The 13751-nt window shown below is 73.8% G+C and carries 11 protein-coding genes; 9 read left to right on the top strand and 2 right to left on the bottom strand.

Annotation, left to right across the window (positions count from 1 at the left end):
* Positions 1 to 97: 97 nt before the first annotated feature.
* The 3 genes from ACLQ14_RS01000 to ACLQ14_RS00990 all read left to right on the top strand — a co-directional run bounded on the left by ACLQ14_RS01000 (position 98) and on the right by ACLQ14_RS00990 (position 3449).
* Positions 98 to 673, top strand: coding sequence for a PadR family transcriptional regulator (locus tag ACLQ14_RS01000; protein ID WP_425808945.1), 576 nt, complete (start codon positions 98 to 100; stop codon positions 671 to 673).
* A gap of 87 nt (positions 674 to 760) precedes the next feature.
* Positions 761 to 1852 (top strand): inositol-3-phosphate synthase, encoded by a 1092-nt coding sequence (locus ACLQ14_RS00995; RefSeq protein ID WP_425808943.1) that lies wholly within the window; start codon positions 761 to 763, stop codon positions 1850 to 1852.
* Between the two features lie 190 nt (positions 1853 to 2042).
* Positions 2043 to 3449: an MFS transporter gene (locus tag ACLQ14_RS00990; RefSeq protein ID WP_425808941.1), complete on the top strand. Its 1407-nt coding sequence runs from the start codon at positions 2043 to 2045 to the stop codon at positions 3447 to 3449.
* On the opposite strand, the gene ACLQ14_RS00985 is transcribed toward ACLQ14_RS00990, so the two are convergent.
* Positions 3404 to 3583 (bottom strand): hypothetical protein, encoded by a 180-nt coding sequence (locus ACLQ14_RS00985; protein ID WP_425808939.1) that lies wholly within the window; start codon positions 3581 to 3583, stop codon positions 3404 to 3406. The genes ACLQ14_RS00990 and ACLQ14_RS00985 overlap by 46 nt on opposite strands.
* A gap of 100 nt (positions 3584 to 3683) precedes the next feature.
* The gene (locus ACLQ14_RS00980) at positions 3684 to 5165 is read right to left on the bottom strand and encodes a CCA tRNA nucleotidyltransferase (protein ID WP_425808937.1); all 1482 of its coding nucleotides are present in this window, start codon (positions 5163 to 5165) and stop codon (positions 3684 to 3686) included.
* Positions 5166 to 5229: 64 nt separating this feature from the next.
* Between ACLQ14_RS00980 and ACLQ14_RS00975 the strand changes: the two genes are divergently transcribed.
* From ACLQ14_RS00975 to trxA, 6 genes are all read left to right on the top strand, one after another.
* Complete coding sequence (locus tag ACLQ14_RS00975; RefSeq protein ID WP_425808935.1) at positions 5230 to 5838, top strand: NUDIX hydrolase; 609 nt, start codon at positions 5230 to 5232, stop codon at positions 5836 to 5838.
* Positions 5835 to 8189 (top strand): DUF6049 family protein, encoded by a 2355-nt coding sequence (locus tag ACLQ14_RS00970; RefSeq protein ID WP_425808933.1) that lies wholly within the window; start codon positions 5835 to 5837, stop codon positions 8187 to 8189. Before ACLQ14_RS00975 ends, ACLQ14_RS00970 begins: the two co-directional genes overlap by 4 nt.
* Before the next feature lie 101 nt (positions 8190 to 8290).
* Positions 8291 to 10123, top strand: coding sequence for a murein biosynthesis integral membrane protein MurJ (murJ, locus tag ACLQ14_RS00965; protein WP_425808931.1), 1833 nt, complete (start codon positions 8291 to 8293; stop codon positions 10121 to 10123).
* A gap of 76 nt (positions 10124 to 10199) precedes the next feature.
* Positions 10200 to 12062, top strand: coding sequence for a hypothetical protein (locus ACLQ14_RS00960; protein ID WP_425808929.1), 1863 nt, complete (start codon positions 10200 to 10202; stop codon positions 12060 to 12062).
* Positions 12063 to 12207: 145 nt separating this feature from the next.
* Complete coding sequence (trxB, locus tag ACLQ14_RS00955; RefSeq protein ID WP_425808927.1) at positions 12208 to 13224, top strand: thioredoxin-disulfide reductase; 1017 nt, start codon at positions 12208 to 12210, stop codon at positions 13222 to 13224.
* Between the two features lie 69 nt (positions 13225 to 13293).
* Positions 13294 to 13635, top strand: a complete 342-nt coding sequence (trxA, locus tag ACLQ14_RS00950) for a thioredoxin (RefSeq protein WP_425808925.1) — start codon at positions 13294 to 13296, stop codon at positions 13633 to 13635.
* Positions 13636 to 13751: the final 116 nt, after the last annotated feature.

Below are 13751 nucleotides of genomic sequence, written 5' to 3'. Positions count from 1 at the left end.
CGCCGCGGGCGGTTCTTGCATCGAGGCATCGACTCGACGTAACCTCCCGATGTATCAACTCGATACATCGACTCTGATTCCTGAGGGAGGTGCCCGCGTGCGCAGCCGTTCCGACGTGCTCGAGACCGCGATCCTGGGCCTCCTCAAGGAATCCCCGCTGCACGGCTACGAGCTGCGGAAGCGGCTCAACCTCGTGCTCGGGTCCTTCCGCGCCCTGTCGTACGGCTCGCTCTACCCGGCCCTGAAGTCCCTCGTGACCCGGGGCCTGATCGTCGGGACCGACAGCGCCGAGCTGAGCGCCGCGCACCTCGCGCCCGCGCTCTCCGGCAAGCGTTCCCGCATCGTCTACGAGCTGACCGCAGAAGGCAAGGAACACCTCCAGTCCCTCCTCGCGCAGGCCGGGCCTGCCGCGTGGGAGGACGAGAACTTCGACGTCCGCTTCGCCCTCTTCGGGCAGACGGACGCCGACACCCGCCTGAGGATCCTCGAGGGCCGGCGCAGCCGGCTCACCGAGAGGCTCGAGGCGGTCCGTGAGTCCACCAACCGGTCTCGCGCACGCATGGACGAGTACACGTGGGAGCTCCAACGCCACGGGCTCGAGCAGGTCGAGCGCGAGGTCCGCTGGCTGGACGGGCTCATCACCGCGGAACACGACCGTCGGTCACCGCAGTAACGAGCCGCCCCGGGCCTCCCGGTCCGCAGGCACCCAGCAAGCCGACGGCGAACGTCGCCCCGGCACTTGAGAAGGTAAGGAGCGAGGATGTCCTCCATCCGCGTCGCCATCGCAGGCGTCGGCAACTGCGCGTCGTCCCTGGTTCAGGGCGTCGAGTTCTACAAGGACGCCGCCCCGGACTCCACCGTCCCGGGCCTCATGCACGTCACCTTCGGTGACTACCACATCTCGGACGTCGAGTTCGTCGCCGCGTTCGACGTCGACGCCAAGAAGGTCGGCTTCGACCTCGCCGACGCCATCGGCGCGTCCGAGAACAACACCATCAAGATCGCCGACGTCCCGCCGACCGGCGTGACCGTCCAGCGCGGCCCGACCCTCGACGGTCTCGGCAAGTACTACAGCATGACGATCGAGGAGTCCGACGCCGCCCCCGTCGACGTCGTCCAGGTCCTCAAGGACAACAAGGTCGACGTGCTCGTCTCCTACCTCCCGGTGGGCTCCGAGGACGCCGACAAATTCTACGCCCAGGCCGCCATCGACGCGGGCGTCGCGTTCGTCAACGCCCTCCCCGTCTTCATCGCGTCCGACCCCGAGTGGGCCGCGAAGTTCGAGGCCGCCGGCGTCCCGATCGTCGGCGACGACATCAAGTCGCAGGTCGGCGCCACCATCACGCACCGCGTGATGGCCCGCCTCTTCGAGGACCGCGGCGTCGTGCTGGACCGCACGTACCAGCTCAACGTCGGCGGCAACATGGACTTCAAGAACATGCTCGAGCGCGAGCGCCTCGAGTCCAAGAAGATCTCGAAGACCCAGGCCGTCACGTCGAACCTCTCGGGCCCGCTCGCCGGCAAGAAGGACGACAAGAACGTCCACATCGGCCCGTCGGACTACGTCGCCTGGCTCGACGACCGCAAGTGGGCGTACGTCCGCCTCGAGGGTCGCGCGTTCGGCGAGGTCCCCCTGAACCTGGAGTACAAGCTCGAGGTCTGGGACTCCCCCAACTCGGCCGGCATCATCATCGACGCCGTCCGCGCCGCGAAGATCGCCAAGGACCGTGGGGTCGGTGGCCCGATCCTGTCCGCGTCGACCTACCTCATGAAGTCCCCGCCCGTGCAGACGGAGGACACCGAGGGTCGCGCGCAGCTCGAGGCGTTCATCCGCGGCGAGCGGGAGCGCTGACGCGGAGCCGTCCGGAGGGTGGGGACCGAGGAACGAGGTACCCGCCTGAAGGACGGCGCAGCGGCAGAGCGACCATCAGCGGAGCGCTGAGTCGTCTCACCCTTCGAGGGCCCGGCACGGTTCGTCCGTGCCGGGCCCTCGGGCTTTTGTCCGTTGCCGCCTGGGTTCGGGCCGCACGTAGGCTGTGCCGGTGGTACCGACCGAGCCTGATGTCCCCCTGACCGGCGCGACCGACGGGCCGGGCCGCGACGGTGACAGCACGTCGAAGGCGACGGTGCTCACCGATCTCCGGGACCTCGGCCAGCTCCCCGGCTTCCGGAGGCTCATGGCCGCCCGCCTCACGAGCCAGCTCGGCGACGGCATGTTCCAGGTGGGCCTGGCGAGCCTCTTCTTCTTCTCCGCGACGACGTCCCCGAAGGGCGTGACCGCGACCCAGGTCGCCGCGGCCTTCGCAGTCATGCTGCTGCCGTTCACCATCGTCGGGCCGTGGGCCGGCGTGTTCCTGGACCGCTGGCGCCGACGCCAGGTGCTGGTCGTCGGGAACCTCGTGCGGTTCGCCCTCGCGGCGTCGCTGACGGTCGTGATGGCATCGTCGGGCGTGAGCGTGGCCGTGTACGTGCTGGCGCTGACGGCCCTGAGCGTGAACCGGTTCCTCCTGTCGGCGTTCTCGGCGTCGCTCCCGCACGTGGTGCCCCGGAGCCACCTGCTCACCGCGAACGCGCTGGTGCCGACGCTCGGGTCGGTCGCGGCGGGCGTCGGCGGGGCGGTCGGGTTCGTGACGCGCCTCGCGCTCCCGGACGGCAAGGCCCAGGACGCGGGTGCGCTGGCGTTCGCGGCGGCCGCGTTCGGGGTGGCGGCGCTGCTCGCGACCCGCTTCGCGCGGCCGGCGCTGGGGCCGGAGGTCGTACGCGACCGCGGCGAGCTCCGGGCCGAGCTGGGGCGGACGGGCAGGGAGCTGCTCGACGGCGCCCGCTACCTGCTCGCCCGCCGCACCCCCGCGCAGGGCCTGGGCGTCATCTTCGTGACCCGGTTCCTGTACGGCATGGTCTTCATCGCCTGGCTGCTGCAGTGCCGCAACCTGCTGTCCGACCCGTCCGACGTCGACGCGGGCGCCGTCAAGTTCGCGTCCGTGCTCGGGGCGACGGGCCTCGGCTTCGGCCTCGCGGTCGTGCTCACGCCGACGCTGAGCCGGTACACGGGCCCGCAGCGCTGGATCGTCGGCTGCCTCGGCCTGGCCGCCGTCGCGCAGGGGCTCACGGTGCACGTCGCCCTGCCGACCATCCTCGTCGCATCCGTGCTGCTCGGGCTGGCCGCCCAGGGCGCGAAGATCGCCGTCGACACGATCGTGCAGCGCGACGTCGACGACGCCTTCCGCGGCCGCGCCTTCGCGCTCTACGACGTCCTGTACAACGCGGGCTTCGTCGGCTCGGCCGCGCTCGCCGCGGCGACCCTGCCCGACGACGGCGACGCGCCTGCCACCCTCGCCGCCATGGCCGCGGCGTACGTCGTGCTGGCGGTGGTGCTCGGCAGGTGGGGGGCCCGCGAACCCGTTCAGCTCGCGACAGCCTCCGGGACGACGACGGCCACGAGCTCGTAGTCCTCCGGGTGCCGGGCGCGGTTGTCCTCGCACCAGCGGCATCGCGCGTCGTCCCCGTCGTGGAGCGCGTCCCCGCAGTCGGCGCAGCCGGGCTGCGTGCCCGCGCCGACGGACGGGTGCATGGCGATCGTCATCGTGGGTCCCTCCCGGTCGGGCGTTCCGTCCTTCACCCGAGCATGCTCCCGTCCGCCGCCCACACGGCCGACGACGCGCCGCGCGTCGTGCGTCCGGGACCTACGCCTCGGCGCGGGCGGCCCACCACGCGAGGAGCTCCTCGCGCGCGGCGTCCTCGCCGACGGAGCCGCGGTCCATGCGCAGCTCCATGAGGAACCGGTACGCCTCCCCGACCACGGGGCCCGGACCGACGCCCAGGGCCGCCATGATCTGCTGGCCGTCGAGGTCGGGCCGGATCCGGGCCAGCTCCTCCTCGCCGCGCAGACGCTCGATGCGGCGCTCGAGGTCGTCGTACGCGTCCGAGAGCCGGCGCGCCTTGCGGCGGTTCCGGGTGGTGCAGTCGGCGCGGGTGAGCCGGTGGAGCCGCTCGAGCAGAGGCCCCGCGTCCGTCACGTACCGGCGCACCGCGGAGTCGGTCCACGCGCCCTCGCCGTACCCGTGGAACCGCAGGTGCAGCTCGACGAGCCGCGACACGGCCTTGATCGTGTCCTTGTCGTACCGCAGCGCCTTGAGCCGCTTGGCCGCCTGCTTCGCGCCCACGACCTCGTGGTGGTGGAAGCTGACCCCGCCCCCGGCCTCGAAGCGTCGCGTCGCCGGCTTCCCGACGTCGTGCAGGAGCGCCGCGAGGCGCAGCACCAGGTCGGGCGCGGGGACGGCGCCCTCGGGGCCGGTCTCCAGGTCGATGGCCTGCTCGAGCACGGTCAGCGTGTGCTCGTAGACGTCCTTGTGGCGGTGGTGCTCGTCGATCTCGAGGCGCAGCGCGGGGAGCTCGGGCAGGACGTGCTCGGCCAGGCCGGACGAGACCAGCACCTCCAGCCCGGCGCGCGGGGACGCGGACAGCAGCAGCTTGTCGAGCTCGTCGCGGACGCGCTCCGCCGAGACGATGGTGATCCTCTCGGCCATGCCGCGAGCCGCCGCGAACGTCGCCGGCTCGACCGCGAACCCGAGCTGCGCGGCGAACCGGGCGGCCCGCATCATGCGCAGCGGGTCGTCGTCGAACGAGCGCTCCGGCTCGATCGGCGTCCGCAGGACCTTCGCCGCGAGGTCCCCGAGCCCGTCGTGCGGGTCGACGAACTCCAGGTCCGGCACGCGCACCGCCATCGCGTTGACGGTGAAGTCGCGACGCGAGAGGTCGCCCTCGAGGTTGTCGCCGAACGCGACGACGGGCTTGCGGGTCGCGTGGTCGTACTCGTCCGACCGGTAGGTCGTGACCTCGACGACGACGTCGCCCTCCGGCCGTCCGGCGCGCCCCCCGAAGCGCTTGGCGCCGATCGTGCCGAACTCCTTGCCGATGTCCCAGTGCGCGTCGCCCCACGCGGACAGGAGCGCGAGCGTCTGGTCGGGCGTCGCGGACGTGGCGAAGTCGAGGTCGTTGCTCGCCCGGCCGAGGAACGCGTCCCGGACCGGCCCGCCGACGAGCGACAGCTCGTGGCCTGCCGCCCGGAACATGGCGCCGAGCTCGATCGCCGAGGGCGCGAGCTCCGTCAGGACGCCGAGGGCGCGGCGCTGCAGCTCGAGCTCGTCGGGCGTGGGGTTGGGCACGAGGGTCAAGCCTACCGAGTGGCGGGTGACCGGTCCTCGCTACCGAGGTCGGTAAAGTTGGTTCATGCCCACGCCCGCGCCACCTCCAGGACGTCAGGGCATCCCGGCGCCGCCAGGAGGCCATGCGCTGTGGGTCGACCCGGACGAGCTCCGCCAGGTCCACGTGTCGCCGTCGGCGTCGCTGCCCGTGTCGGAGGAGATCTCGGCCGGCGGTCTCGTGGTCGACGACGACGACGTCCCCCGCGCCGCGGTGATCGCCCGGCGGAACCGCGGCGGCCGGCTCGAGTGGTGCCTGCCGAAGGGCCACCTCGAGGGCGACGAGACGCCCGAGGAGGCCGCGGTCCGCGAGATCCGCGAGGAGACGGGGATCCAGGGCACCGTCGAGAGCCACGTCGGCACCATCGACTACTGGTTCACGGGCGACGACCGGCGCGTCCACAAGGTCGTGCACCATTTCCTGCTGCGCGCGGTGGGCGGCATCCTGACGGTCGAGGACGACCCCGACCAGGAGGCGGAGGCTGCGGCGTGGATCCCGCTCGACGAGCTCGAGTCACGTCTGGCGTACCCCAACGAGCGGCGGATCGCCCACGCGGCGCACGAGGCGCTGCGCGGCCGCCCCACCTGGACGCACGTGCGCTCGAGCATCACGACGCACCGCGCGTCGGACGCATGAGGCGGCGGCCCGCCCCGACTGCGCGGACGGCACGGTCGGCCCTCGCCGCGCTGCTGCTCGCGGTGCTCGCGGGCGTGTTCCTGCCGACGACCACGGCGACCGCGGGCACCCCGGGCGGCGCCATGACCGGCAGCGCCACCACCAGCGCCACGGCGGCCAGCGTGCCGTCGGCCACGAAGGCAGCCGTCACCGCGACCCTGGTGAGCATCAGCCCCGCGGTCGCGCGACCGGGCGAGGACGTGACCGTCGTCGTCGAGGTGCACAACGGCACGAAGAAGGCGATCGCGGAGCCACGCGCCTCGCTCTCGCTCAACCGCTACCGCCCGTCGACGCGGGCGGACGTCGAGACGTGGGCGGAGGCCGCGCCGGACGCTGACGTCGGCCCGGTCCTCGCGGCCGAGGACGACCCGCACGCCCTCGCGCCGGGCGCGACGTGGCGCGCGACCGTCACCGCGGACGCCGCGACGCTCGGCCTGACGGCCGTCTGGGGCCCCCGTCCCCTCGCGGTCACGATCACCGACGGGGCCGGCACCTCGCCGACGACGGCGCCCCGCCTCGCCGTGGTGCGCTCGTTCCTGCTCTGGTACCCGGTGGGGGCGGACGGCGCGGCCGGCTCGTCGGAGACCGTGACACCCGTGAACCTGTCCGTGGCCGTGCCCATCACCGGCCCCGCCCTCGATGCCGCCGACGACAAGGCGAGCACGACCGCGCTCGAGGCGGCGACGTCGGGCCGCCTCGGCCGCGTCGTCGACGCCACCTCAGCCGCCGCCGGCGTCACCTGGGTCGCGGACCCGGCGCTCGTGGCGTCCGCGTCCACGGCGGGCGGCGGCGCGGCGAGCTGGGCCCGCGAGGTCTGCTCGCTCGCGAAGTCCCACGACACGTACCTCCTGCCCGCGTTCGACACGGACGCCTCGGCGCTCGCCCACGCCGGCCACGACCTCCCCCGGGGCTCGAGCGCCGTGACGACGGCGCGCTGCGGCGCGTCCGAGACCGAGACCGACCTGCGGAGGGTCTGGAACGACGGCCTCGCGTGGCCGGCGACGGGCACGCCCGACAAGGTCACCTTCGCCGCGGCCGTCCGCTCGGACCGCCCGCTCGTCCTCACCCGCAGCACCGAGGACGGCTCCCTGTCGCCGGTCGCCCCGACGTCGAAGACCCCGGACGCCGTCACGACCGTCGAGACCGACGCCGGGGACGCGACCGCCCTGGTCGCGGACGACCAGCTCAGCTCGCTGCTCGCCCGGTCGGACGACACGGCCACCGCGCTCCAGCTCGTCCTCGCCCAGACGGCCGTCGTCGCACGCCAGGCCGACGCCGACCCCGCGGACGCCGCGCAGCTCCTCGCCACGCTCCCCCGCACCTGGGACCCGGACCCCGCCACGGCGTCCGCCGAGCTCGACGCCCTGGCCGCCGTCCCGTGGATCGCGCTGCAGCCGCTCAGCACCCTCGCGAAGGCGCAGCCCGACGACGTGGCGCGGCGGGCGCCCGTGGCCGCGGCGGCGTCGAGCAAGGAGCTCGACCCCGACTCCGTGGACGCGCTCCTCAGCGCCCGGACGTCCGTCGGCCGGTTCGCGACCGTGGCCGACGACCCCACCGCCCTGACCGCCCCGATCGAGGCCGACACGCTCGCGCCGCTCGCCGTCGCCTCCCGCTCGGACACCACCGCGCGCACCGAGGCCGTCCGCGCGGCGCTCCAGGCGGCGCGCGCCGTCACGAGCAGCGTCTCCGTGGTCGGCGGGAGCACCCTCAACATCATCAGCGCGCAGGGCGACCTGCCCGTCACGGTGCGCAACCAGCTCGACCAGCCCGCGCGCGTCCGGGTCGAGCTGCACTCCACCGACCCCAAGCTCAGCGTGCTCAAGACGCCCGAGGTCACGGTTGCCGCGCACGACAGCGCAACCGTGGGCGTGCCCGTCCGCGCCATCGGCAACGGCAACGTGTCCGCATACGTGGAGCTCCTCACACCCGGCGGCAGCAGCATCACGACGGCGCCCGCGTTCGACGTCCGGGTGCGCGCGTCCTGGGAGACGGTCGCCACGACGGTGATCGTCGTGCTGCTGGGGCTCGGGCTGGTCGCAGGGATCTGGCGTACGGTGCGTCGCGGACGGTCCAGCGCCCGCGTGACGCGCGCGCAGGCACCCGAGGCTGAGGTCGCCGGCACGCCCGAGGCGACGGGCCAGGTCCCCGTGGCACCGTCGTCGCCCGGTACCGTCGGTCCTCCGGGCCCACCGTCGCCCGAGGTCCCCGCACCACCGGACCACGCTCCCGCACGCCACGACCCCGCACCCAGCACCAGTGAGGACCAGCCATCGGACCCCGCCACGCACGCCGGCCGCAGCGGCCCCGCCTGAGCGGGTCCGCGCCGTCGCGCGCGCCCAAGCCGTGGGAACGCCGGGCGCAGGCGCAGCGCGCGGGGGGTGGTGACGCGCGCTGGGCGAGCCAGCCCGACGTCGTGGGCGACGACGTCGACGTCGCGGGCCGCGCGGCGCTGGGCGACATCGAGGTGCCCGCGCTCGAAGAGGCGTACCTCGAGGCCGCGACGATCCCGATCCCGGTCGTCCGGGCGGACGGCACCACCGGTCCCGCGCCCGACGGCGCCGGGGTGCCCGGGGAGCCGGCGGCCGGCGCAGAGCCTGAGACCGCCACCGGCGCCCAGGCGTCGCTGGGCCGCAGCACCGCGCTCATGGCGGCCGGCACCGCGGTGTCCCGCGTGCTCGGGCTCGTGCGCAACATCGTGCTGGTCGCGGCCGTCGGCGTGACCGGCGACGTCGCCAACGCCTTCGACGTCGCGAACAAGCTCCCCAACATCCTGTTCGCGATCCTCGCGGGCGGCGTGCTCAACGCCGTCCTCGTGCCGCAGATCATCCGCGCCTACCAGGCGCGCAACGCCCAGGAGCGCCTCGACAAGCTGCTCACCCTCGCCGGGCTCGCGCTCGTCGCGATCACCGCGATCCTCACGCTGGGCGCGAGCGCCGTCGTCGGCTTCTACACCAAGGGCTGGTCGACGGACCAGCTGCACCTCGCCGTCGCCTTCGCGTTCTGGTGCATCCCGCAGCTGTTCTTCTACGGCATCTACACGCTGCTCGGGCAGGTCCTCAACGCACGCGGGCAGTTCGGGCCGTTCATGTGGGCGCCCGTGCTCAACAACGTCGTCGCGATCGCGGGCACGCTCGTCTACATCGCCGTGTACGGCCCGTACGTCAAGGGCGGCGCGACGGCGGACGTCACCACCTGGGACGGGCCGCAGATCGCGCTGCTCGCGGGGACCGCGACGGCGGGTATCGCCGCGCAGGCGCTCATCCTCTTCGTGCCCCTGTACCGGCGGGGGTTCCGCTGGCACCTCCGGCTCGGCGTCCACGGCATCGGGATGCGGTCCGCCGGCAACGTGGCGGGCTGGACGTTCCTCGCGGTGCTGCTCGAGCAGATCGGGATCGCGTTCGTCACGCGGTTCGCGTCGTCCGCGTCCGGCGCCGCGGACGGGACCCACGTGGCCGGCAACGCCGCCTACTCGCAGGCCCTGATGATCTACCTGCTCCCGCACTCGCTCGTCACGGTGTCGATCGCGACCGCGCTGTTCACGGGCATCGCCGCCGCCGCGGCCAAGACCGACCTCGACGCCGTCCGCCGGCTCCTGTCCCACGGGCTGCGCACCGTGGGCGTGTTCACCTTCTTCGCGACCGCCGTCGTCGCGATCCTCGCCGGACCGCTCACCAAGCTCCTCGTGCCCTCGGCCGGCGCCGCCGACACGCAGGCGATCGCCCAGGTCCTCGCCGCCATGGCGTTCGGGCTCGTGGGGCTCGGTGGCATGGTCCTCATGAAGTGGGTGTACTTCGCGTTCGAGGACGGCCGCACCGTCTTCTGGATCCAGGTGCCCGCCACGGGCCTGCTCGTCCTCCTGTCATGGCTGGGGACGCTCGTGCTGCCCCCGCGCCTGTGGGTGGTCGGCATCGGCGTCGCGATGGCAGTGTCCAACACCGCGACCGTCCTCCTGCGCACGGCCGGCGTCTCGCGCCTGCTCCACGGGCTCGACGGGCCGCGCGTGCTCAGCCAGCACGCCCGCGTGGTCGTCGCGACGCTCCTCGCCGCCGCGGTCGGCGCGGTCGCCCTGTGGGCGCTGCCGGGCGACGGCACGGCGTCCTGGATCGGCGCGCTCGTCACCGTCGTCGTCGCCGGCGTGGTCATGACGGTGGTGTACTTCGCCGGACTCCGCCTGCTTCGCGTCACCGAGCTGTCGGACCTCCTGGCACCTTTCGTGAACAAGCTGCGCAGGGTCGCGCGTCGATGACCGAGCCTCCAGGCTCGACCTGACGCCGATGCGTACGATGAACGCGCACGCCGGCCGACGAACACAGCGAGGACACGTGACGGACATCGGGACCACGCTCGTCGCGCGATACGCGCTCACCGCGCCACTGCCGCACGACCTGACGAACGTGGCCGTCTGGGCCGCCGAGGACCAGGTGCTCGGCCGCGAGGTCCGCGTCGTGCTGCCGTCGGGCCCCCACGTCGCCGCGACCCTCGACGCCGCGCGCCGGGCCGCGCTCGTGAGCGATCCACGCCTCCTGCGCGTGCTCGACGTCGGCGTCGACCGCCTCGCCGACTCGCTCGGCGGCCCCGGCACCGAGGTGCCCTACGTCGTCACCGAGCAGGTCCAGGGGCGCACCGTCGGCGAGCTCGTCGCAGCCGCGCCGTTCAGCGCGAGCGTCGCGCGCACGATCGTCGGGGAGGCCGCCGCCGCGCTCGAGTCGGCGCGCCGCCGCGGGCTTCACCACTGGGCGCTGCGCCCGGAGGCCGTGCGCATCGTCGGGACCCGGGTGGTCGTCACCGGCCTCGGCGTCGACGGCCCCGTGGTGGGCCGGGAGGATCCCGACGGTGACGTCGGGTCGCGGCGGGACGCCGACGCCCTCGTCGGGCTGCTCTACCACCTGCAGAGCGGCCGCTGGCCGGGCACCGCGCTCGACGGCGGCTGGCTCGCGGCCGACGCGCCGCGCCCGACGCCGGCCCCCCGCTCCCGCGACGGCGCGCCCGTCGGCCTCGACCAGCTCGCGCCGCAGGCGCCGGGCGACCTCGTGACGCTGTGCGCAGCGACGTTCACCACGGGCACCGGCCCGCACTCGCCCGCGGAGGTCGTCGCCGCGCTCGAGCCGTGGAGCGCGCTCCCGTCCGAGGCGCCGGCCGCCTCCGCCCCGCCCGTCTCCGCACCCGTGGAGTCCACGTCGGCCGACCGTCCGTCAGGGGCGCCCGCGCGCGAGTCGGTCCTGCACCCGGGCGCCGCTGCGGCCACCGCCGGAGCAGCGTCCGCCGCGGGCGTCGGAGGAGCGGTCGTGCGCGACCCCTCGGGCGTCGGGGGCGCGACGCTCGCCGCGCCCACGTTCGCCGCACCGACGCCGGCACCCGCCGCATGGGAGCAGGCGGGCGCCGCTCCCGTGCCCCCCGCTCAGGCCGCCGCCTGGGCGGCGGCGCCGGGCGGCGGCGGCCCGAACGGTCCCGACGGCGGGTGGCCCGGTGCGAACGCGCCGTTCCAGCCCGAGCCTCCGCGTCTCTCGCGCGACCGGCTGCCCAAGTCGGCCGAGGAGGTCGAGCGCCACCGGTTCGACCCCACGCGGGTGGTCCTCGCGCTGTTCACCGCGGGCGTCGTCGTCGCGACGGTGTTCGCCGTCGTCGGCCTGACCCACGGCTTCAAGCCCGCGCTCGTCTACCAGCAGAGGGCGACCCCCGCGGCCGCCGCACCGCAGCCGACCACGACACCGGGCTCCACGCCCGAGGCCACGCAGGAGCCGCAGCAGGACGTCCGTCCCGTCATCGCCAAGGGCGCGCAGGTCGACCCGCCGCCCCAGGGCGACCAGAACGAGCACCCCGAGGCGGCCGACCGTGCGTTCGACGGCGACCTCAAGACGTACTGGTACACGCGGACCTACAACACGCAGCAGTTCTCCGGGCTGAAGTCGGGCGTGGGCTACGAGATCACGCTCGAGAAGGCTGCCCCTGTCACGCGGATCGTCCTCGACACCAACAACCAGGGCGGCCACGTCGAGGTGCGCGCGACCGACGCCGACCATCCCACCGACGGCACGGTCCTCGCCTCGGCGAGCTTCTCGACGGAGACCACCCTCAGCTTCGACCAGCCGGTCACCGCCAAGCGCTTCGTCCTGTGGATCGACGTGCTGCCGAAGACCCAGGAGGGCAAGAACCGCGTCGAGCTCAACGAGATCCAGATCTCCTGAGCCGGGAGGGGGCCGCCAACCTGTCGCCTGTGCCGCCGGACCGTCCGGAGGACGCGCGGCCGGGTCGCGTGCGCCGTCGTCCGCGGAGACGGAACAATGGGGGGCAGGCCGTGGTTGAAGGCGGCGACACACCCGAGGAGCAGCAGTGACCGACAGCACGCCCACGACGCCCGCCGTCGTCCCCGACACGACCCCCCGCGAGATCGTCATCATCGGCTCCGGGCCGGCCGGCTATACCGCTGCCGTGTACGCGGCGCGGGCGGGCTTCAACCCGCTGGTCCTCGCGGGCTCGGTGACCGCGGGCGGCGCGCTGATGAACACGACCGACGTGGAGAACTTCCCCGGCTTCCCCGACGGCGTCCTCGGGCCCGAGCTGATGGAGTCGATGCAGAAGCAGGCCGAGCGGTTCGGTGCCCAGATCGAGTGGGACGACGCGACCGAGGTCGAGCTCGACGGCGACGTCAAGGTCATCCGCACGGCGATCGGTGAGACGTACACGGCCAAGGCCGTGATCCTCGCGACCGGGTCCGCGTACCGCGAGCTGGGCCTGGAGGGCGAGAAGCGGCTCTCGGGCCGCGGCGTGTCGTGGTGCGCGACCTGTGACGGGTTCTTCTTCCGTGACCAGGTCATCGCGGTCGTCGGTGGCGGCGACTCGGCGGTCGAGGAGGCGACGTTCCTGACGCGGTTCGCGTCGAAGGTCGTCATGGTCCACCGCCGCGACCAGCTCCGTGCCTCCAAGATCATGGCCGACCGTGCGGCCGCGGACCCGAAGCTCGACTTCGCGTGGAACAGCGAGGTCGTGGGCGTGCACGGCGACGCGAAGGTCGAGCGCCTGACCCTGCGCGACACCGTCACCGGCGACGAGCGCGAGCTCGACGTGACGGGCCTGTTCGTCGCGATCGGGCACGAGCCGCGCACCGACCTCGTCAAGGGTCAGGTCGACCTGGACGAGAACGGCTACATCCTGGTCCAGGGCCGCACGACCCGCACGAACCTGCCCGGCGTCTTCGCGTGCGGCGACGCCGTGGACCACACCTACCGTCAGGCCATCACAGCCGCGGGCTCCGGCTGCTCGGCGGCCCTCGACGCGCAGGCCTACCTCGACGAGGTCACCGGCACCGCGTCACTGCCCGAGCAGGCTGTCACCGCGGTCCTCGCCTGAACGGCACTACGTCCTACCGTCCCGACGCCGACCCCGCACGGCCGGCCCCGTCTCTCACCGGAGGTTCCCATGGGTGACTTCACCGCCCCCGTCACCGACGACTCGTTCAAGGCCGACGTGCTGGAGTCCGACGTCCCCGTCCTGGTCGACTTCTGGGCCGAGTGGTGCGGCCCGTGCCGCCAGGTCGCCCCGATCCTCGAGGAGCTCGCGCAGGAGTACGACGGCAAGGTCAAGGTCGTCAAGCTCGACACCGACGCGAACCCGCAGGTCACCGCCGCGTATGGGGTCGTGTCGATCCCGACCCTGAACTTCTACCGCGGCGGCGAGCTCGTCCGCTCCCTCGTCGGCGGCCGCCCCAAGCGGGCCCTCGCCGAGGAGATCGACACCGTCCTCGCGGGCGCCGAGGCCTGACCTCAGGTCACCCGGGCCGCGTCGCGACCCGCCTGACATCGACGGCCGGGGGCGCCGGGGGCCCGGGGTGCGGGGGGCCCCGGCCGGGTGACCGGGGCGTGACGCGGGCCCCGCGG

The sequence above is a fragment of the Luteimicrobium sp. DT211 genome (genome assembly GCF_049844995.1).
Taxonomy (GTDB): domain Bacteria; phylum Actinomycetota; class Actinomycetes; order Actinomycetales; family Cellulomonadaceae; genus Luteimicrobium.
The sequence above is the reverse complement of the archived record's forward strand: the minus strand, read 5'-3'. Positions and strand labels throughout refer to the sequence as shown.

Coding starts and splice junctions, on each gene's coding strand:
- ACLQ14_RS00995 (WP_425808943.1), top strand. CDS start 761: ATGTCCTCCATCCGCGTCGCCATCGCAGGCGTCGGCAACTGCGCGTCG.
- ACLQ14_RS00985 (WP_425808939.1), bottom strand. CDS start 3,583: ATGACGATCGCCATGCACCCGTCCGTCGGCGCGGGCACGCAGCCCGGC.
- ACLQ14_RS00975 (WP_425808935.1), top strand. CDS start 5,230: ATGCCCACGCCCGCGCCACCTCCAGGACGTCAGGGCATCCCGGCGCCG.
- ACLQ14_RS00970 (WP_425808933.1), top strand. CDS start 5,835: ATGAGGCGGCGGCCCGCCCCGACTGCGCGGACGGCACGGTCGGCCCTC.
- trxA (WP_425808925.1), top strand. CDS start 13,294: ATGGGTGACTTCACCGCCCCCGTCACCGACGACTCGTTCAAGGCCGAC.